The sequence below is a fragment of the Sorangium sp. So ce367 genome (genome assembly GCF_051520455.1).
In the GTDB taxonomy this organism is placed as follows: Bacteria; Myxococcota_A; Polyangia; order Polyangiales; family Polyangiaceae; genus Sorangium; species Sorangium cellulosum_B.
In genome coordinates this window covers 11,666,349-11,687,718 of the sequence record NZ_CP150334.1, presented here as the reverse complement: position 1 = coordinate 11,687,718, position 21,370 = coordinate 11,666,349, and the positions used below count along the sequence as shown (strand labels likewise).

Below are 21,370 nucleotides of genomic sequence, written 5' to 3'. Positions count from 1 at the left end.
CGCCGCGCGTGCTTATCTCACCTTCGCCAACCCGTGCAGGTACCCCGGCGCCTTCAGGCCGAGCTTCGGGCCGCCCTCGGCCGTAAGCTCGATCAGCGTGCTCTCCGTGGAGTCGGCGCCCTCATCGATCGTGAAGACCCGGCCGTCGACCTCGAAGAAGGAGACGTTCGCCGGCGAGGGGTCCAGCTCCTCGATCGCCGCGGCCTCGTTCGTCGCGGTGTCCCACCGCCACCAGCGCCACGCCGGCTGGCTCGTGACGCCAGACATCTTGGTCGCCTCGTCGATCGTGGCGAGCTCCTCGTCGAACACCCGGAGGAAGATGCTGTTCCCGCCCGCAGGGATGGGATCCCCCGCGGGCGCGCCGTCCGTCAGCTCGCTCAGGACCAGGGCGAAGTCCGGATCGAAGGCGTCCGCGTCCTTCAGGACGCGCAGCGCGCAGGGCTCGGACTCCAGGCGCTGGAGGTGATAGTCCGCCGCCGCGAGCGCCGAGCTCACGAAATAGGCGTCGCCAGAGGCCGTCTCGATGGGCTGCGAGATCCCGCCGCACCTGTCGTCGACGTCGAACCGAACGACGGTGTCCGTCTCGGTGTCGATCGCGATGAGCCCGGTCTCCGGGAGGATGGTGTCGGTCGTCTTCCAGTCGAACCACCCCACCGAGACGAGCAGCGTCTTGCCGCGCAGGACAGACCCGTATCCGTACAGCGCCAGGTAGCCCTCGCGGTGCGTGTCCGGCAGCGGGATCGTCCCTTCCACCTCCATCGTCGTGGGGTTCCACACGACGATCTGCTCGCCCGCGCGATCCGGATGATAGACCTTCGTCGGAGAGATGAGGTAATTCGTGGGCCAGAGGGACTGCACGCCAAACGGCTGGAAGCTGATCGAGTCTCCCTTGACGAGCGCGCCGCCCTCGATCGTGTAACGCGAGATCGTCGGCGCCTGGGCCTCACCGATGCCGAACCAGCCCAGCCCCTCGAACGCGAACAGCCGTGCCGATCCGGGGATCTCGAGCGCCTGGGACGGGTCGACCTCCGTGCCTGACTCGATCGATGGCAGCACGTGAAAGTAAGAGTTGGTCGCGGTGTCGTCCCAGACGCGCGTGGCGACGATGAACGCGTCGCCGCCGTCCTGCCCGCCGCCGCCGCCCTGCCCGTCGCCGCCCTGCCCCGCGCCATCGCCGCCCTGCCCCGCGCCGCCCTGCCCGCCGCTGCCGCTCTGATCGACGGGGTTCGACGTCTCGTCGTCGCCGCAGCCGCTGCCGAGCACGCCGGTCAGGAGCACGAGCACGAAGGCCGTCGCGCTCGTTCGGGTCGATGACCGCTGCTTCCGCTGAATCACACTCATCTGCGTCTCCTTCTGTCGTGCGAGCCAAAGGGCTCACCTCGACATCGTCGTCATCACATCTCCAGCGTCGCCTTGGAGAACAGAGTCCGCCCGGGTCGCTGGACGCCGTAGAAATCGGAGGCCCGTTCGTTGGTGAGGTTGTGAGCCTCGATCGTGAAGCTCACCGTGCGCGGCTCGTCGCGCGCGACGTAGGTGAGCGCGAGCGAGTGCAGGAGCTGCGAGGGCACCTTGGCCTTGGTCTCGGCCATCCCCCAGTTCGCGAAGCCGAGGTAGAACTCGTGCATATAGCGCGTATCCCAGGTGAGCGAGATCGCGTCGCGCGGCGCGGCGACCTCCTTCAGCTGCACGCGCGCCGAGCCGTTGGCGAAGAGCCACGGCCGGTTCGGCATCCGTTCGCCCTCGGAGCGAGCAAAGTTCCCTTCGTCGGACGTCTTGCGGAAATCGTCATAGGTGATGTTGCCGTCGAGGGCGAGGTGCTCCCCCGGCGACGTCCAGCCGGCGGCGGCCTCGATGCCCAGCGACCGCGCCCCCGAGACGTGGATGTACTGGATCGAGTCCGTGCGGTTGTTCAGCACGATGAGCCGCTCGACCGCGCGGACAAACCCGTTCGCGTCGAGCCGCCACGCGCCCCACGCGGTGTCGCGCGCGTCGATCGTGAAGCCGAGGTTCCCGTTGTGGCTCGTCTCGGGCTTGAGCGCGAGGTTGGCGACGATCATCGCCCCGTCGCCGAACACCTCGACGGGCCGCGGGAGCCGCGTCGTCCACTCGTACGACGCCTTGGCGTAGAGCCACTCGGAGAAGCGATAGCGGAGGCCGTCGCCGAGGCCGAGTTGATGGGTGTCGCGCTCCCGCTGGTCGAAGTACCCGTGCAGCCCCGGGAGGCGCCCCTTCATGCGGAGCAGCTGCACGTAGTCCTTCACGAAGAAGCTGTTCTCCAGGCGATCGTCGAGCACGTTGAGCTGATGCTCGATGCCGTGCACCCAGGTGAACAGGCTGTGCGTGCCCCTGAGCTGCTCGCGGGCCTGGGGGTTGTCCTGCCTGCGCTCCTCTGCCGTGCGCGTGATGAACGTCGGAGACACGGAGAGCTGCAGCGCGTGCTCCGGGTGGGGCCGGTAACGGAGGTTCAGGCGGCCGAGGCCGCTGTGCTCCTGGAAGACCCGATCCCGGGGGGGCGTCTCGTCCTCGCCTGGCTTGGGGCGCTTGCTGCGGCAGCGACCGAACCAGTCGTAGTTGCACTCGCTGACATCGAGGAAGGTGGCGCGCCCGTACGTGTACCCGACGAGCGCTTCGAGCGCGACGCCTCGGCCGAGCCCTTGCTCGTACTGGAGCGTCGCGCCCGGCGCGGTCTCGCCGTTCGTGACCTCGCCATAGGGCGTCTCCATGACGCCGAACTTGTGCTGATGCTCCTTGTCGTAATCGGTGACGTAGGCGCGCAGGAGCAGGCGCCGCGCCCAGGGCCGATTGACGAAGCCGACCTCGGCGCTGGCGCCCGCCGCCCGGTAGGCGTCGTGGAAGCGGCGGACGCGGGTGGGCTCGGAGTCCTTGCGCCCGGTCTTGAAGTCCACCGCCAGGACATCCACCGGATAGTCGTTCTTCGCGTAATCGAAGAAGCCGCTCACGCGGGTGAAGAAGCCGCTCGGCTCGTGCAGGTGCCGCCCCGAGAGCGTGAGCCGGTGGGTGTCGTAGGAGCCGACCTCGTAGGACGCCGCGCCATGGGTGCCGCGGACGTCTCGATCCGTGACCAGGTTGACGGCCCCGCCCAGCGCGTCGGCGCCGAAGCGCACAGGGACCACGCCGCGGTAGATCTCGACGCGCTCGACCAGGTTCACGGGCACGTTCGAGACGCCGAACGGGTACCCCGCGAGATCGAGCGGCACGCCGTCGACGAAGAAGCGTATCTGTTCGTCCGTGAGGCCGTTCAGCGAGAAGCGCGCCCAGGAGCCGAGCCCCGCGCTCTTCCGCACGCCGACGCCCTGGGTGCGGGCGAGCACCTCGCCCAGATCGGCGGTCCTCCGCTGCGCCTCCTCGGTCTCGATGACCGTGACCGCCTGCGCGGATTGCCGGAGGCGCTCGGCCATCGCGGCGCCGCGCACGGTCACCTCGGCTGGCGCTGCGCTGTTCGCCGGATCGGGCCCCTTGGCCGGCGGGGGAGCTGCGTTGTTCGCCGGGTCGGGCCCGCTGGCCGGGGGGGACGCGGGCGCTGCCGTGCCCGTGGCCGCGATCCCGCTTCCACCCGTCGCCGAGGGGGAGGGCTCGGCTCTCGGCTCCTCGGGGAGCCGGAACTCGTAGCTGTAGAGGATGCGTGCGGCGACCGGCGTGCCGTCCCGGCGGGCCGGCGTGAAGCGGGACCGGAGCACCGCCGCGCGGGCGGCCTCGTCGAAGCCGTCGCCCATCGGGCCCGTGACCTCGGCCTCGGTCACGCGCCCCGCCGCGTCGATCAGGAGCCTCAGCACGACCGTGCCCTCCCGTCGGGCCGCGCGGGCCTCCGGTGGGTACTCGGCCTCGGCGAGCTCGAGCAGCTGCGGCGGCTCGATTTGAGGGCCTCCGGCGCCGGGCGGTGAGCGATCGACGCCCGGCGAGCCAGCGGCAGGCGCGCTCACGGTCGGCTCCCGGTCACCCGCGGCGCGCTCGGGCTGGGCGTACGCTGGCGCCTGCAAGCTGGGCAGCAGGAAGGTCAACACCCCTGCAAGCGGGCCTCGAAGCGCAAAAGGACTTCGCGTCACCCCATCGACCTTTGACCTGGCCCGCGGTTCGGAACGCGGGGGCCGGGAAACCGAGCTGACCTCCATGGACTGGTCTGCCCATAGTCAAGATGAAAACAGAAATCAATTTCATTTTTCTTCCGGATATCGATGCTGCTCTAAACTTCCCCTGAAATTGTAATCTACACTACCTGGCGCATCTGCGACGACGGTACGAACGGATGCGCGCGAGCGCGTGGTGGCGCGGACGCCACCGCGACCACCGCAGGCTCCATCGCGGTTTGGATTGCGAAATCCCACCGCACACGACCGCGGGCTCGATGCCCGCCCAGGACGCACGTCCCCCTTGACAGGTCCGGCGCCAGCAAGTATCCGGCGTTCATGAAAATGAAAACCACATTCATTTTTCATGTGGGGTGCGACACTACGCCTGCTCACGGCGTCAGCGGCGCCGGGGACTCTGCGACGCGGGCCGTCCAGCTCCCCGCGCGATCCGCCCGCTCCAGATCCGACGAGAGCACGCGCGCTCGCGCAGGCAACGAACCGTAAACGAGACCACAACACAGGGGAACGCATGGATCTTCGGCACATCAATGAGCTCCAGCAAGTCATCGAGCGCCTCACGGAGTTCACCGCTCGGGTCAAGGAGAATTCCGGGGATGCGACGCTTCGTCAGGAGGCCCAAGGTCAACTCGACGTTCTGGCTCAATTGCCCGGCGTCCTGAGGTACTTCTTCATCGACGAGGAGAGAGACAGCTGTCTGATCCGACCCCCGGACGCGGAGATCCGGCGAAAACCCGCCCATCCGGACAACGAGTTCTCCTGCACTCCGATCTTCATCATTGGAAATCGGAGATCCGGAACGACGCTGCTGTCTTACCTGCTCAATGCGGCGGACGGTCTGTCAGCCGTCCCGGAGGCCTTCGTCGCGAGCGAGATCGTCGCGATGGACCGGCTGTTCACCACCGGCCATCGCGCGATGAAATTTCTCAACGAGCCGTTCACGCATTTTCTTCTGAGAATGGGCCGCTTGGTCGACGCGATCTACAGCGAGTACGCGGCGAGCAAGGGCAAGCGGCGATGGGCCTCGAAGGAGCTGTTCATCCCCCACAGGCTCGACCTCCTGGACGCTATATTCGACTACCGCGCTCAGTTCATCTACGCGGTACGACACGGATTCAGCGTTGCGCACTCGTGCGCAACGAGATTCCCGATGCGAGACGGGTTGCCGCTGAACGGCAAGACCAGCCTGGACGTCGAGACATACCTCAACGAATGGGTCTCGAGCAATGAGTCGACGATGGACTTCTACGAGAGGAACAAGGACCGATGTTTCCTCGTCCGGTACGAGGAGTTCACGAAGGACCCGCTATCGAACGGAAAGAAGCTGTTCGAGTTCCTGCACGAGCCATGGTCAGACGATCTCGTCAACAAGAAATTAGGCAAGCAACAGCTTCATGGCATGGGGGACAACAAGATCTTCGCCACAGGGGGTAAGGTCGTCGCCGCAGAAGAGCCCTGGCGCGAGTGGCCCAAGGGACTGCTGAGCACGCTCGGTCGCAAGGCCAATCCTACCCTTCAGCGCCTCGGGTACGACACCGAGGGATGAAGCCCCCCGGATCGCTCCACTCGTTCCACATGACTTCGGGCCACATGACTTCGGGCCACATGACTTCGGGCCACATGACTTCGGGCCACATGACTTCGGGCCACATGATCGGGGCCTGCGTCGTGCGCTCGCTGCGCGCCGGTCGCAGCCGTGTCGCAATCGTCGCGCCGTTCGCTCGCAACGGGAGCTTTTCGAGCGATTTCGTTTATTTCCCTTGACTTGACCCGGGTAAGCGATCCACATGACGCCTCACGCGATATTGAAAGTTATGTTCATTTTCATGCGCGGCGCATAACCTACGACATGTAGGTGGATTACTCCTCGGCGCCTCGCGATCACGGCGCAGTGCATCGCGAGGTGCGGAGCCCGAGAGCCTGGGGTGCGAACCGGCCTCGTCGTCGGGCTTTCTTTTTCGACCTGAGCTGAGGTGGCGATGACGTCGGACCGATCCCATGGGCATGCGATCAGCGATCGCGGCGCGGCCGAGCCCGCGACGCTGGTCGCGCTGCTGCGGCGCCGCGCGGAGCAGCGCCCGGCAGGGCACGCCTACACTTTCCTGCTCGACGGGGAGACCGACGCTCGCTCGATGGCGTACAGCGAGCTCGATCGGCGTGCGCGCGCGCTCGCCGCCGAGCTCCAGGCCGGCGCGCAGCCGGGTGAGCGCGCGCTCCTCCTGGTGCCGCCAGGGCTCGACTTCATCGCCGCCTTCTTCGGCTGCCTCTATGCGGGCCTCGTCGCGGTGCCGGTCCCGCTGCCGCAGCGCAAGAGCGGGCTGATGCGCGTGCTGGCCATCGTGCGCGACTGCCGGCCGAGCGTCGTGCTGACCACCGAGGCGTTCGTGGGCGCGGTGGCGATGTTCCGCGACGACCCGAGCCTCGCCGAGCTGAGCCACCTGCGCTGCATGGCCGTCGACACGATCCGGGACGGCCAGGAAGACGCGTGGCGAGCGCCGCGCGTGACGGCCGAGACCGTGGCGTTCCTCCAGTACACCTCGGGCTCGACCGGCACGCCCAAGGGCGTGGTGCTCACGCACGGCAACCTGCTGCGCAACGAGCTCATGATCCAGCGCGCGTTCGCGCACACCGCGGAGAGCGTGATCGTCGGGTGGCTGCCGCCGCACCACGACATGGGGCTCATCGGCAACATCCTTCAGCCGCTCTACGTGGGCGTGCCGTGCATCCAGCTCGCGCCCGAGCACTTCCTGATGAGGCCGCGGCGCTGGCTGGAGGCGATCTCCCGCTACCGGGCCACGACGAGCGGCGGGCCGAACTTCGCCTACGAGCTGTGCATCCGGAAGATCCCCCCGGAGCAGCGGGAAGGGCTCGACCTCGGCTCATGGCAGGTGGCCTTCAACGGGGCCGAGCCGATCCGGGCGGCGACGCTCGATCGCTTCGCCGAGGCGTTCGCGCCGGCGGCGTTCCGGCGCGACGCGTTCTATCCCTGCTACGGGTTGGCCGAGGCGACGCTGCTGGTCAGCGGCGGAGCGGCCGGCGCGCCGCCCGTCGTGCGCTCCGTCGACCGCGCTGCCCTGGCGCAGGGACACGCGGCGTTCGAGCCGCGCAGGCCAGAGGACGGCGTCTCCCTCGTGGGCTGCGGGGGATCACCCGCGGGCGACGCGGTACGGATCGTCGATCCAGAGACGCTCAGGCCCTGCAAGGACGAGCGCATCGGGGAGATCTGGGTCGCCGGAGCGAGCGTGGCCCAGGGCTACTGGGAGCGGCCGGAGGAGACGGCGCTGACGTTCGAGGCCCGGCTCTCCACGGGAGAAGGGCCATTCCTGCGGACGGGCGATCTCGGGTTCTTCTCGCGCGGCGAGCTGTATGTGACGGGCCGGCTCAAGGACCTGATCATCGTCCGCGGGCGCAACCTCTACCCGCAGGACATCGAGCTCACCGCGGAGGAGAGCCACCCGGGCCTGCGCGCCGGCGGCGGCGCGGCGTTCTCGGTGGACGTCGACGGCGAGGAGCGCGTCGTCATCGTCCAGGAGCTCGGGCGGCGCGCGCCCGCGTCGGTGGAGCCGGCGGAGCTCGGGGCGGCGATCGAGCGCGCCGTGGCCGATCGGCATGAGGTGGCGGTCCATGCGGTGGTCCTCATCAAGCCGGGGAGCCTGCCGCGGACCACGAGCGGCAAGGTGCAGCGGAGGGCGTGCCGCGCCAAGTTCCTGGACGGGTCCTGGGACGCGGTGTGGCAGTCGGCGGTCGGCGCGCGCGCGGGCGTCGAGGCCGAGCGCGCGGAGCCGCCGCAAACGGCGCTGGAGAGCACGCTGGCGGGCATCTGGGCCGAGGTGCTGGGGCGCGCGCGGGTCGGCCGCAGCGAGGAGTTCCTGAGCCTGGGCGGCGATTCGCTGCGGGCCATGCAGGTGAGCGGCCGGGTGAGCGAAGCGCTCGGCGTCGACGTGGGGCCGGCGCAGCTCTTCGAGTCGACGACGGTCGCGGCGCTCGCGGCCTGGATCGAGGCGAAGCAGGCCGGCGCGCCCGCGGGCGGCGCGGCGGACGGGGGCGCGCCGGTGACGCCGGTGGAGCGGCCGGAGCGGCTGCCTCTGTCCTTCGTGCAAGAGCGCCTGTGGTTCCTGGAGCAGCTCGTCGCGGGGGCGCCGGTCTATCACATCGCGGCGGCGCTGCGGCTCTCCGGAGCCCTCGATACGAGCGCCTTGGAGCGGGCGGTGACGGCGCTCGCGGCCCGCCACGAGGCGCTGCGCACCAGCTTTCCCGCCGTCGCGGGGCAGCCCGTGCAGAAGATCGCGCAGCCCGCGCCGGTCGCGCTGCCGATCAAGGACCTGAGCGCCCTCGCCGAGGAGGACCGGGAGCCGGCGCTGCAAGCGCTCCTCCGCGAGGAGGCGCGGCGCGCGTTCGACCTCGCCGAGGCGCCGCCCGTGCGCTGGACGCTCATCCGCATGAGCGAGCGGGAGCACGCGCTGGCGCTCACCTGCCATCACCTGATCGTCGACGGCTGGTCGATGAACGTGCTCCAGCGCGAGCTGTCGGCGCTGTACGGCGCGTTCGCGGCGGGGCGCTCGCCGGCGCTCGCGCCGCTCTCGCTCCAGCAAGCGGATCATGCGCTGTGGCAGCGCCGCAATGAGCAGACTGGGACGCGCGAGCGGGAGCTCGCCTACTGGCGCGATCGGCTGAAGGGGCCGGTGCCGCCCCTGTCGCTCCCCACGGACCGGCCGCGGCCCTCCGTCCACACCTACGCGGGCGCACGCGAGGGGCTCGCGTTGCCGGCGGAGCTCGTCGCACGGCTGACCGCCCTCGGACGGCGGGCGGGCACGACCCTGTTCACGACGGTGACGGCGGGGCTGTTCGCGCTGATGCACCGATACACGGGCCAGAGCGATTTCTGCATCGGCACGCCGGTCGCCACGCGGCCACGGGCGGCCCTGGAGGGCGTCGTCGGGTGCTTCCTGAACACGCTGGCGCTGCGCGTCGACCTCGCGGGGAACCCCAGCGCCGCGGAGCTCCTCGCCCGCGTCCGCGCGGCGGTCACGGAAGGGCAAGCGCACCAGGAGGCGCCGTTCGAGCGGGTGCTGGACGCGCTGTCGATCGAGCGGAGCCTCAGCCACACGCCGCTGTTCAACGTGATGTTCGCCATGGATCCGACGCCCGAGCCGGCGCCGGAGATCCCCGGTCTGTCGATCGACGTGGAGCGGGTGGACACCGGGACAGCCCAGTTCGATCTGGTGCTCAACCTGGCCCTGGACAGCCGGGGAGCGCGGGGCGCCTGGGAATACAACACCGATCTCTTCGACGCCGCGACGGTCGCGCGGATGACACGGCACCTCCTCGCCATCCTCGAGGGCTTCGTCGCCAGCCCAGAGATCCGGCTGGCCGATCTGCCGGTGATGGATGCGGCCGAGCGGAGGCAGGTCCTCGTCGGCTGGAACGCGACGGGGCGCGCTTATCCGGAGGAGCTTCGCGTCCACGAGCTCTTCGAGGCGCAGGCGGAGCGGACGCCGGACGCCGTGGCGGTGATCTTCGACGAGAAGCGGCTGAGCTATCGAGAGCTCAACGCGCGCGCCAACCAGGTGGCACACGCGCTCAGGAAGCGCGGCGTGGGGCCGGACGCGCTCGTGGCCATCGCGGCAGAGCGCTCCGTCGAGCTGGTCGTCGGGCTGCTCGGCATCCTCAAGGCCGGCGGAGCCTACGTGCCGATCGACCCGGAGTATCCCGCGGACCGCATCGCCTTCATGCTCGAGGACGCGGCCGCGCCGGTCCTGCTGAGCCAGTGGCCCGTGGCGTCGCGCCTGCCGGCGCACGGCGCCCAGGTGCTGTGCCTGGACGCCGATCGCGCCGAGATCGACAGGGAGCCGACCGGCAATCTCGCGACCCCGCTGTCGCCGGACAACCTCGCTTACACCATCTACACCTCCGGCTCGACAGGCCGGCCCAAGGGCGCCGGCAACAGCCACCGTGGCCTGCTCAACCGCCTGCAATGGATGCAGGAGCGCTACGGGCTCACCCCGGACGACCGGGTGCTCCAGAAGACGCCCTTCAGCTTCGATGTCTCGGTCTGGGAGTTCTTCTGGCCGTTGATGATGGGCGCTGGCCTCGTCGTCGCGAGGCCCGGCGACCACCGCGACGGCGAGCGGCTCGTCGAGCTGATCACCCGCCACGGCGTCACCACGGTGCACTTCGTCCCGCCCATGCTCCAGGCCTTCCTGGAGACCCCGGGCGTGGACGCGTGCCGGTCGCTGCGCCGGATCATCTGCAGCGGCGAGGCGCTGCCCGCCGAGCTCGCGCGGCGGTGCTTCGAGCGGCTCGAGCGCGCCGAGCTCCACAACCTCTACGGGCCCACCGAGGCGTCCATCGATGTGACCTACTGGGCCTGCCAGCGACAGGACACGTCGGGCTCGGTGCCCATCGGAACCCCGATCGCAAACACCCAGATCTACCTGCTCGACCGCCACGGCCAGCCGGTGCCGGCGGGCGTCGCGGGAGAGCTCCACATCGGCGGCGTCGGGCTCGCGCGCGGCTATCACCGCCGGCCGGATCTGACAGCCGAGCGCTTCGTCCCCGATCCGTTCGGCTCCGCGCCCGGCGGGCGGCTGTACAGGACAGGCGATCTGGCCCGCCATCGGCCCGATGGAGCCATCGAGTTCCTCGGCCGCCTCGACCACCAGGTCAAGCTCCGCGGCTTCCGCATCGAGCTGGGCGAAATCGAGGCCGTATTGACGTCGCACCCCTCGGTGCGCGAGAGCCTGGTGGCGCTGCGAGAGGACACCCCCGGCGACAAGCGCCTCGTGGCCTACCTCGTCCCCGACGCCGAGCGGGCGCTGCCCGTGCGCGAGCTGCTTCGCCTCGAGCGCGAGGGCCAGCTCGTGGATCGGCCCCGCTACGAGCTGCCGAACGGGATGACGATCCTCCACCAGAACAAGGGGGAGACGGACTTCCTCTACGGCGAGATCTTCGAGGACGAGGCTTATACCAAGCACGGGATCACGCTGCGTGATGGCTGCTGCGTCTTCGACATCGGCGCCAACATCGGCATGTTCGCGCTCTACGTGAGCCGTGCGTGCCGCGGCGCCAAGATCTACGCATTCGAACCGATACCGCCGCTCTTCGAGGTGCTGCGCCTCAACGCTCGCATCCACGGCGTCGATGCGGCGCTCTTCGCGTGCGGGCTCGCGAGCGTGGTGCAGCAGGCGGAGTTCACCTATTACCCGCACAACACCGCCATCTCCGGCCGCTTCGCGGACGCCGAGGACGACCGCGAGGTCGTCAAGACGTACGTGCTCAACCAGCAAGCGACCTCGGGGGAGGAGACGCTCTCGGAGGAGGTGCTCCACGCGCTGCTCTCCGAGCGCCTCGCGACGCAGCGCTTCGTTTGCCCGCTGCGGAGGCTGTCCGACGTGATCCGCGAGCACGGCGTCGAGCGCATCGATCTGCTGAAGATCGACGCGGAGAAGAGCGAGCTCGACATCATCGGCGGCATCGATCCCGACGACTGGCGCAGGATCGAGCAGATCGTCCTCGAGGTCCACGATATCGACGGCAGGCTGCACCAGATCACGGCGCTGCTGCGCGCGCATGGCTACGAGGTGGCCGTGGAGCAGAACCGAATGCTCGCCCACACCGGCCTGTACGACGTCTACGCGCGGCGCCCCTCCGAGCGCGCGCCCGCCATGGCCAAGAAGGGCGCTTTGCGCGATGCCGAGCGGACATGGGCGAGCCCCGGTCAGCTCGTGAGCGACATCCGCGGATTCGCGACGACGAAGCTCGCGGAGCACATGATCCCGGCGGCCTTCGTGCTGCTCGAGGAGCTGCCGCTCTCGCCCAACGGCAAGGTGGATCGCAGAGCGCTCCCCGCGCCCAGGAGCACGCGAGACGCCGTGGGCCGCGCGCTGGTGGCGCCGCGAACCGACCTCGAGCGCGCCATCGCGGAGGTCTGGCAAGACGCCCTCTCGGTCCCGCAGGTCGGCATTCACGACAACTTCTTCGATCTGGGCGGACATTCGCTCTTGCTGCCCAAGATCCATGGCCGCCTGCGCGCGATGGCGCGCGGTGAGCTCCCGATGCTGGTCCTGTTCCAGCACCCCACCGTCGCCTCGCTCGCAGAGGCCTTGAGCCAGGACTCGAGCGCCTCGCCGGCGCCTCAGGCCGGCGAGCGGGACGGCGAGCGGGCAAGAGCCGCGCAGCAGCGGCGCGGAGAGATCTTCGCGCGGCGGCGCGGCGGACTGGAGACCAAGAAATGACCACACCGACGAGCGGCGAGCCGCGCCCGGGCCTGGACATCGCGATCATCGGCATGGCCGGGCGCTTCCCGGGCGCGCGGGACGTGGCGACGTTCTGGCGAAACCTCTGCGCTGGCGTCGAGTCGGTCGCGATCCTCACCGAGGAAGAGCTCCTCTGCGCTGGCGTGGACCCCGCGCTGATCGCGCGGCCCGACTACGTGCGCGCGCGCGCGGCGCTCGACGACATCGACATGTTCGACGCGGACCTCTTCGGGTTCACGCCGCGAGAGGCCGCGGCGCTGGATCCGCAGCACCGGCTGTTCCTGGAGTGCGCGTGGGAGGCGTTCGAGAGCGCCGGGATCGACCCGGAGCGCGCGGGCGGGCCGGTCGGCGTCTACGCCGGATCGAGCCTGAGCGGGTACCTGGCCCACCTGTTCCCCGACGGGCCGCGGCTGCAGTCGGCGGCCGACGTCGCGGCGCTCCTCTCGCTCGACAAGGACTTCCTCACGACCCGCGTGTCGTACAAGCTGAACCTGGAAGGGCCGAGCATCGCCGTGCAGACGGCGTGCTCCACGTCGCTCGTCGCCGTCCACCTGGCCTGCCAGGGGCTGCTCACGGGCGAGTGCGATCTGGCGCTGGCGGGCGGCGTCTCCGTCAGCGTCCCGCAGAAGAGCGGGTACCTCTACCAGGAAGGCGCGATCGCGTCGCCCGACGGCCACTGCCGCGCGTTCGACGCGGGGGCCCGCGGCACCGTCGGCGGCAGCGGCGTGGGCGTGGTCCTCCTGAAGCGGCTCGACGACGCCATCGCGGATCGGGACGCGATCATCGCGGTCATCAAGGGATCGGCCATCAACAACGACGGCCGGGCCAAGGTCGGGTACACCGCGCCGCGCCTCGATGGCCAGGCGCGCGCGATCCGCGCGGCGCACGCGGCCGCGGGCGTGGACGCGGACTCCATCACGTACGTGGAGGCGCACGGCACCGGGACGCCGCTCGGCGATCCGATCGAGATCGCCGCGCTGACCCAGGTCTTCCGCGCGACGACCGACAGGAAGGGCTTCTGCGCCATCGGCTCGGTGAAGACCAACGTCGGGCACCTGGACGCGGCCGCGGGGGTCACCGGGCTGATCAAGGCGGCGCTCGCCGTGGCCCACGGGCGCATCCCGCCGAGCCTGCACTTCCGCGCGCCGAACCCCGCGCTCGATCTCGAGAACAGCCCCTTCCGCGTGGCCGCCGAGCTCGCGGCCTGGTCGACCCCCGGCGCCCCGCGCCGCGCCGGCGTGAGCTCCTTCGGCATCGGCGGCACGAACGCGCACGCCGTGCTCGAAGAGGCGCCGCCCCCGCCGGAGGCGGACCCGCCCCGGCCGTGCGAGCTGCTCGTGCTGTCGGCCCGATCGAGCGCGTCGCTCGAGCGCCTGACCGACGCGCTCGCGGAGCACCTCGAGACCCACGGCGATCTCGAGCTCGGCGACGTGGCGTTCACGCAGCAGCTCGGGCGCCGGGCGTTCGGCCACCGCCGCGCGGTGGTGTGCCGCTCGAGGGAGGAGGCCGCGCGCGCGCTCCGCGATCGCAGCGACGCGGTGCGCACCGGCGGGCCCGCGGCCGGGCCGCGGCCGGTCGCGTTCCTGTTCCCCGGGCAGGGCACCCAGCGCCCCGACATGGGCCGCGATCTCTACGAGACCGAGCCCGTGTTCCGGGCCGAGGTCGACGCCTGCGCTTCGCTGCTCCAGCGCCACCTGGGCACGGACCTGCGGGCGCTGCTGTTCCCCGCGCCCGCGGGCGTCGAGGACGCCGCGCGGCAGCTCGATCGGACGTCGATGACGCAGCCGGCGCTCTTCGTCGTGGAGTACGCGCTCGCCAAGCTGTGGATGGCGTGGGGCGTGACGCCCGACGCGATGCTCGGGCACAGCGTGGGCGAGTACGTCGCCGCGTGCCTGGCGGGGTGCCTGTCGCTCGAGGACGCCGTGGCGCTCGTGGCGGCGCGGGGGCAGCTGATGGAGGCGACGCCGGACGGCGCGATGCTCGCGGTGTCCGCGGCCGAGGCGGAGGTGGCGGGCTGGCTCGGCGACGAGGTCGCGCTGGCCGCCGTCAACGGGCCGCGGCAGTGCGTGCTGTCCGGGAAGGCATCGGCGATCCAGCGGGTCGAGCAGGAGCTCGCCGGCCGGGGGATCGAGGCGCGCCGGCTGCGCACGGCGCGCGCCTTCCACTCGCACCTGATGGACGGCGCCCTCGCGGCGTTCCGCGACGCGGTGGGCAGGGTCACGCTGCGGACGCCGCGCATCCCGTGGGTCTCGAACGTCACCGGGACCTGGATCACCGCGGCCGAGGCGCAGGATCCCGAGTACTGGGTCCGGCATCTCCGCAGCACGGTCCGCTTCGCCGATGGCGTGCGGCCCCTGCGGGAGCAGTCGGAGCGGATCTTTCTTGAGGTCGGGCCGGGGCAGACGCTCACGGCGCTGAGCCGGCGGCTCGCGGCGGGGTCGCTGGCGCTCGCGTCGATGCCCATGGGGCGCGAGCCTGCACACCAGGGCGCTGCGGGCGCTGCGCTGCTCGACGCGGTCGGGCAGGTCTGGGCGGCCGGCGCCGCGGTGGACTGGGCAGGCCTGCAGGCGGGGCGACACCGACGGCGCGTCGCGCTGCCGGCGACCCCGTTCGAGCGAAAGCGGTACTGGCTGGAGCGCCCCGATGCGAGGGGGACGACCTCAACCTCGGTCGGCTCGACCTCAACCTCGGTCGGGACCTCAACCTCGGTCGGCTCGACCTCAACCTCGGTCGGGACCTCAACCTCGGTCGGCTCGACCTCAACCTCGGTGCGGGCGCCGGAGGGAAACGCTGCCCGGACGTTCGATCTGGATGGAATTTTCTACGTCCCATCGTGGAAGCGCTCCCCCCTGGAACCGCTGGCGCTCGCGGCTGAAGCCGACGAGCCGCACTGGCTCGTCTTCGCGGACGAGGAAGCGATCGGGCTCCGGCTCGTGGAGCGGCTCGAGCGCGCCGGCCGGCGGGTCACCCGCGTCCGGAGCGGCGATCGCTTCGAGCGCCTCGCGGGGCGCGCCTTCACGCTCCGCCCGGACCAGCCCGAGGACTACGCCGCGCTGATCCGCGACCTCGACGCAAGCGCCGGGCCGCCCACGCGCATCGTGCACGCCTTCAGCCTCGGCGGTCCGCGCGACCGCCGCGACGCCACGCGAGAGGCGCAGCTCGACCCGGGCGCGTTCCGCGAAGCGCAGCGCCGCGGATCCACCAGCTTGCTCTGGCTGGCACGGGCGCTGGGCCAGCAGCCCGGAGCCGCCCGCCTCGTCACGCTCGCCAGCGGCCTGCACGACCTGACCGGCCGGGAAGCCCTGCGCCCCGAGCACGCCCCGCTCCTCGGCGTCTGCAGGAGCGTCCCGCTGGAGTACCCGCACGTGCGCTGCCGCGTGATCGACCTCGAGGCCCCCGACCCGGACGCCGCCGAGGCCGATCGCGTCGTCGAGCGGATCCTCGCAGAGGCGCGCTCCGACGCAGGCGACACCGTCGTCGCCTACCGCGGCCACCACCGCTGGACGCCCGCCGTCGAGCCGGTCCCGCTGAGGCCAGCGCAGGCGGCGCCCCCCTTGCTGCGAGAGCGCGGCGTCTACCTCATCACCGGCGGGCTGGGAGGCATCGGCCTCTGGCTCGCGGACTACCTCGCCCGCACGGCGCGCGCGCGGCTCATCCTCACGGGTCGCTCCGCTCCGACCGACGAGCAACGCGCGCGGCTCCTCGCGCTCGAGCAGGCCGGCGCCGAGGTGGTCGCGCTGCGCGCCGACGTCGCCGACGCCTCGCAGATGCGCGCCGCCGCGCGCGAGGCGCTCGACCGGTTCGGCGCCCTGCACGGCGTGATCCACGCGGCCGGGGTCGCCGCCGGCGGGCTCATCGACCGGCTGACCGCGGACGCGCTGGACGCGGAGCTCAGCCCCAAGGCGCTCGGCGCGCTGGCGATCGACGAGATCGCCAGCGCTCATCAGCCGGATTTCGTCCTGCTCTGCTCCTCGATCACCGCGCTGAGCGGCGGCCTCGCCCACGCAGGCTACGCGGCCGCCAACGCGTTCCTCGACGCGTACGCGCAGGCCTGCGCGCGCAGGGCCGGGCCGTACACGGTCTCCGTCAACCTGGATCGGTGGCGCAACGTCGGCATGGCGGCCCGCGCCGAGGCGCGCCTCCTCGCCCTCGGCATCGACGACGTGATCCGCGACGGGATGAGCCCGGAAGAAGGCCAGCAGGTCTTCCACCGCGTCCTGAGCCAGGCGGCGCTGCCGCAGGTGATCGTCTCGGTCCGCCGGCTCGATGGCCTGCCCAGCGACGAAGAGGGCGCCGCCCTGGCGCGGCGGCTCGGCGCCGGCGGCGCCGCCGCGCCAGGCCGCAGCCACGAGCCGCCCCGGCGCGCCGAGGCAGCGGCCGCGGGCGCAGCCGAGGGCCTGTCGCCCGAGGCGGTGACAGCGCAGGTGACCGCGATCTGGGCGCGGGCGTTCGGCCTCGATCCCATCGATCCCAGGAAGGACTTCTTCGCCCTCGGCGGCGAGTCGCTCCTCGCCCTGCAGATCCTCAACCGCGTCCGCGAGGCGTTCCAGGTGGAGGTGCCGCTCCGCGAGTTCTTCGAGCGGCCGACCGTGGCCGCGCTCGCGGAGCGCATCCACAAGGCGCGCGGCCAGGCGCCCGCGGGCCCGAGCCCCGAGCCGGCGCTGGTCGCGCTGCCGCGGACCGCGCGGCGGGTCCCCGGCGCGCGGGTCCCCGGCGCAGAGAACGCGCAGGCCCCGGCCCGCCAGGACGGCGAGCCGGTCCCCGCAAAGAAACCGGAGGAGGACGGGCGATGAGCGTGCTCGGCTTCCTCGTGCGCCGCGACCTCCGGCGCCTCCTGCTCGCCATCGCCGCCGGCGCGATCAGCGGGCTCACGGGCGCCGGCATCATCGCGCTCGTCCAGGAGGCGCTCTCCGCGGGCGGCCGCCCCGCCGCGCGGCTCGCGTGGGCGTTCGCAGGGCTCGCCGTCCTCGGCGTGCTGAGCAAGGCCGTCTCCCAGGTGCTCCTGACCCGGCTGGGACAGGCCATGATCGCGGAGCTGCGCATGCAGCTCGGCAGGCGCATCCTCGAAGCGCCGCTGCGCCGCATCGAGCAGATCGGCCCCCACCGGCTCCTGGCGGCGCTCAACGACGATCCGACCGTCATCACGCAGGCGTACGTCTTCCTGCCCCTCCTCTGCGTCAACGTGGCCACCGTCCTCGGCTGCCTGGCGTACATCGGGCAGATCTCGTGGTCGGCGCTGGCGATCGTGCTCGGCTCCATGGGGCTCGGCGCCGTGCTCTTCCGGGCGCACAACGGGCGCGCGATCCGCTCCTTCACGCGCGCCCGCGAGACGAGCGACGCCCTGTTCCAGCACTTCCGCGCGCTCACGGGCGGGGTCAAGGAGCTCAAGATGCACGGCGGGCGCGGGCGGGCGTTCATGGAAGGCGCCCTCGGCGCGAGCCTCGCGACGTACCAGCGGGACTACGTGGCGGGCACGACCGAGTTCTCCATCGCGATCGGCTGGGGCACGCTGCTCTTCTACGCCGTCCTCGGGCTGACGCTCTTCGCTCTCCCGGCCTGGGCTGGGCTGACGCCGACGGCGATGTCGGGCGTGGTGCTGGCGATGCTGTTCCTGCTGACGCCGTTCGCGCAGACGGTCGAGCTCCTGCCCGCGGTCGGGCGCGCCAGCGTCGCGCTCTCGAAGGCGAGCGCGCTCGGCCTCTCCCTGACGCCGGAGCTCGAGGGCGCCGCGGCGCAGCCGCCGCGCGGCGGCGCCGCGGAGGGCGCGCCCGCGGCGTGGAAGCGCCTCGAGCTGGCCGGCGTCACGCACCGCTATTACCGGGAGAAGGAAGACGGGAGCTTCCAGCTCGGGCCCATCGATCTGACCTTCCGGCCCGGCGAGATCGTGTACCTCGTCGGCGGCAACGGCAGCGGCAAGACGACGCTGTCCCTCCTGCTCCTCGGGCTCTATGCGCCGGAGTCCGGCGAGATACGGCTCGACGGCGTGCCCATCGACGACGCGAGCCGGGAGCGGTACCGGCAGCTCTTCTCGGTCGTCTTCGCGGAATACCACCTCTTCGAGAGGCTGCTCGGCCTCGACGGCCCCGACGTCGACGAGCGCGCCCGCCGCTACCTCGAGCGGCTGCAGCTGGATCACCGGGTGCGCGTCGAGGAGGGCGCCCTCCGCGTGACCGGGCTGTCGCAGGGGCAGCGCAAGCGCCTCGCCCTGCTCACCGCCTACCTCGAGGACCGGCCGTTCTACGTCTTCGACGAGTGGGCTTCCGACCAGGACCCGCAGTTCCGGAAGATCTTCTACACGGAGCTCCTCCCCGAGCTCCGCGCGAGGGGCAAGACCGCCCTCGTCATCACGCACGACGACCAGTACTTCGCGCTCGCGGATCGCTGCCTGCGGCTCGACTTCGGCCGCCTGACCGAGCTGCCCGCGGCCCCCGCCGGGGGCGGCGAGGAGCCGCGCGCGGCGCGGGAAGCGCCCGCGGCGCGCGCCCGCGTCGACGAGGGCGGTCGGGCCCGCTCCGCGGAGGTCCACCGCATCCACGCAGAACAGCAGCAGGGCGCGCCGGAGCCGGGCGTCCGCGGCCACGCGGCCCTGAAGGCAGCAGAGCAAGAGATATGAAGCGACACGTCCGCTCCCTCCTCGCCTCGGCGCTCGCGTCGCTGGCGCTCGCCGGCTGCGCCGAACGAACCCCGGGCACCGCCCGCGCCCCCGCGCCGCGCGCCGAGAACGCCGCGACGCTGGCCGGCCTGGAGGGCGCGGTGACGGTCACGTCCGATCGCCTCGGGATCCCGACGATCCGCGCCGCCTCGCGCCTCGACGCCCTGCGGGCGCTCGGCTTCGTCACGGCGCGCGATCGGCTGTTCCAGATGGATCTGCTCCGCCGGAGCAGCGCGGGACGGCTCGCGGAGGTCCTCGGGCGCGATCTGCTGGAGGCCGACACACGGCAGCGGCTGTACGGCGTCCCGAAGGCCGCGCCGGCGATCCTCGCGCGCCTGCCGGAGCGCCAGCGCGCCGCGCTCGACGCGTACGCGGAGGGCGTCAACGCCTACCTCCGGAGCGCGGAGGCGCTGCCCGTCGAGTTCCAGGAGCTGGGCTATCGGCCCGAGCCGTGGCGCCCGGAGGACAGCGTCCTGGTCGTGCTGGGGATGTTCAACACCCTCGGCTCCACCGAGGACCTCGAGCGGACACGCACGGTCCTGATTCGCACCCTCCCGAAGGGCGTGGCGTCCTTCCTGCTCGAGGACGTGGACCCTTACACGAGGGCGCTGCTCGGCGCGCAGGCGCCCGCGTCTCCGCCGCTCCCGCGCGAGGAGCTGCGAGCCCTGGTGGCGCAGAGCCGAGGGGATCGCGCGCGGACCGCCGGGCTGCTCAGCGAGCGCGCCGGCGAGGCGCCGGCGGGCTCGAACGGCTGGGCGGTGGCCGGCCAGAGGACTCGAGACGGCCGCGCCATCCTCGCGAACGACATGCACCTCGACCTCGGCGTGCCCAACGTCTGGTATCGCGCGGAGCTCCGCTATGGCGACAAGGAGCTCGCGGGCGTCGTGCTGCCCGGCTTGCCCGTCGTCATCGTGGGGACCAACGGCCACGTCGCCTGGGGGATGACGAACCTCGACGGCGATGTGAGGGATCTCGTCCAGCTCGAGGCCCGCCCCGATCACCCCGACGAGTACCGGACACCCTCCGGGTGGAGGCGGTTCGACGTCGCGCAGGAGACGATCAAGGTCCGCGGCGAGCCCGACGTCGCCATGGCGGTCCGCAGCACGATCTGGGGCCCCGTCTCGCCGCGGCCGCTCCTCGGAGGGCCGGTCGCGGTCCGCTGGACGGCGCTCGATCCAGCGGGGGTCGACATCGGGCTCCTGGAGATGGATGAGGCCCGGAGCGTCGATGAGGCGGCCTCCGTGATGAACGCCGCCGGCGGGCCCGGGTGCAACGTCCTCCTGGCCGACCGGCGCGGCCGCGTCGCGTGGACGGTCACCGGGCGCCTGCCCCGGCGCCGCGGGTTCGACGGCTCGGTCAGTGTCTCCTGGGCGGACGGGCGCGCGGGCTGGGACGGCTACCTGACGCCCGCCGCGCTGCCGCGCGCCGTGGATCCGCCGTCGGGGTTCGTCGTCAACGCCAACAACCGCATGCCGCTCGGCGAGGGCGCGCCGGCGCTCGGCCGCGACTACGCGAACGGCTACCGCGCCCACCGCATCACCGAGCGCCTGCGCGAGGCGCGGCAGGTCACCGAGGCGGACCTGTTCCGGCTGCAGCTCGACACGCGCGCCGAGTTCTTCGGCTTCTACCGCGACCTCGCGCTGCGCGCGCTCAGCGACGAGGCCGTGTCGAGGCGGCCAGCGCTCGCCGAGGCGCGGCGCGCGCTCTCTGTGTGGGACGGCCAGGCGGACGTGCCCACCGTCGGGCTGCCGCTCCTGGTGCGCTTCCGGCGCGTCCTGGCCGACGAGGTGTTCGCCGGGTGGCTCGGCGCGAGCCGCGCGGCGGAGCCGAGCCTGAAGCTCGCGCTGCCGGACATCGACACGCCGGTGCAGCGCGCGCTCGGCGAGCGCTCGGCCGATCTCGTGCCGGCGCCGGAGGGCGGCGTGGACGCCTTCGTCCTCGCGGCGCTGGAGAAGGCCATGACGGTGGTCCACGAGCAGCACGGCGGACGCCCGCTCGACCGGCTCGAGTGGGGCGCCGTGAACCGGGTGCGGATCGCGCACCCGCTCGGCCAGGCGCCGGAGCTCGCGGCGCGCCTCAACATGCCCGACGAGCCGCTCCCGGGCTGCGGCGTCTGCGTGCGCCTGACGGGCCGCACGCTCGGCGCCAGCGAGCGGCTCGTGGTCTCTCCAGGGCGCGAGGCGGAAGGCATCCTGCACATGCCGGCCGGCCAATCGGGCGATCCGACGTCGCCTCACTACCGCGATCAGCAGCGCGCCTGGGTCGACGGGCGCCCGCTGCCGCTGCTGGCAGGCCCGCCCGAACGCACGCTGACGCTCGTCCCCGAGCGCCGATGACGCCTTTCACCCCATCTCGCA

At 71.8% G+C, this 21,370-nt stretch carries 7 protein-coding genes; 5 read left to right on the top strand and 2 right to left on the bottom strand.

All coding sequences use genetic code 11. The features are described from left to right. Nucleotides 1-12 precede the first annotated feature (12 nt). Complete coding sequence (locus WME97_RS44240) at nucleotides 13-1,341, bottom strand: hypothetical protein (protein WP_437547007.1); 1,329 nt, start codon at nucleotides 1,339-1,341, stop codon at nucleotides 13-15. A 53-nt stretch (nucleotides 1,342-1,394) separates the two neighbouring features. After that, a complete protein-coding gene (gene mxcH / locus WME97_RS44235) occupies nucleotides 1,395-3,941 on the bottom strand; it encodes a TonB-dependent siderophore myxochelin receptor MxcH (protein ID WP_437547005.1) in 2,547 nt (848 codons plus the stop codon). A gap of 676 nt (nucleotides 3,942-4,617) precedes the next feature. On the opposite strand from mxcH, the gene WME97_RS44230 reads away from it, so the two are divergent. The 5 genes from WME97_RS44230 (at nucleotide 4,618) to WME97_RS44210 (ending at nucleotide 21,349) form a co-directional block, all read left to right on the top strand. Further along, complete coding sequence (locus WME97_RS44230) at nucleotides 4,618-5,652, top strand: sulfotransferase family protein (protein WP_437547003.1); 1,035 nt, start codon at nucleotides 4,618-4,620, stop codon at nucleotides 5,650-5,652. A 433-nt stretch (nucleotides 5,653-6,085) separates the two neighbouring features. Further along, nucleotides 6,086-12,340, top strand: a complete 6,255-nt coding sequence (locus tag WME97_RS44225) for an amino acid adenylation domain-containing protein (RefSeq protein WP_437547001.1) — start codon at nucleotides 6,086-6,088, stop codon at nucleotides 12,338-12,340. After that, entirely contained in the window at nucleotides 12,337-17,154 is a 4,818-nt protein-coding gene (locus tag WME97_RS44220) for a type I polyketide synthase (protein WP_437546999.1), read from the top strand. Before WME97_RS44225 ends, WME97_RS44220 begins: the two co-directional genes overlap by 4 nt. After that, complete coding sequence (locus tag WME97_RS44215; RefSeq protein ID WP_437546997.1) at nucleotides 17,151-18,974, top strand: cyclic peptide export ABC transporter; 1,824 nt, start codon at nucleotides 17,151-17,153, stop codon at nucleotides 18,972-18,974. The genes WME97_RS44220 and WME97_RS44215 overlap by 4 nt, the downstream gene beginning before the upstream one ends. Then, on the top strand, nucleotides 18,971-21,349 hold the full coding sequence (locus WME97_RS44210) for a penicillin acylase family protein (protein ID WP_437546995.1): 2,379 nt from the start codon (nucleotides 18,971-18,973) through the stop codon (nucleotides 21,347-21,349). The genes WME97_RS44215 and WME97_RS44210 overlap by 4 nt, the downstream gene beginning before the upstream one ends. Nucleotides 21,350-21,370 lie beyond the last annotated feature (21 nt).

Excerpts from the sequence above, each read along its gene's own strand:
- WME97_RS44240 (WP_437547007.1), bottom strand. The coding sequence starts at position 1,341 with ATGAGTGTGATTCAGCGGAAGCAGCGGTCATCGACCCGAACGAGCGCG.
- WME97_RS44230 (WP_437547003.1), top strand. The coding sequence starts at position 4,618 with ATGGATCTTCGGCACATCAATGAGCTCCAGCAAGTCATCGAGCGCCTC.
- WME97_RS44225 (WP_437547001.1), top strand. The coding sequence starts at position 6,086 with ATGACGTCGGACCGATCCCATGGGCATGCGATCAGCGATCGCGGCGCG.
- WME97_RS44220 (WP_437546999.1), top strand. The coding sequence starts at position 12,337 with ATGACCACACCGACGAGCGGCGAGCCGCGCCCGGGCCTGGACATCGCG.
- WME97_RS44215 (WP_437546997.1), top strand. The coding sequence starts at position 17,151 with ATGAGCGTGCTCGGCTTCCTCGTGCGCCGCGACCTCCGGCGCCTCCTG.
- WME97_RS44210 (WP_437546995.1), top strand. The coding sequence starts at position 18,971 with ATGAAGCGACACGTCCGCTCCCTCCTCGCCTCGGCGCTCGCGTCGCTG.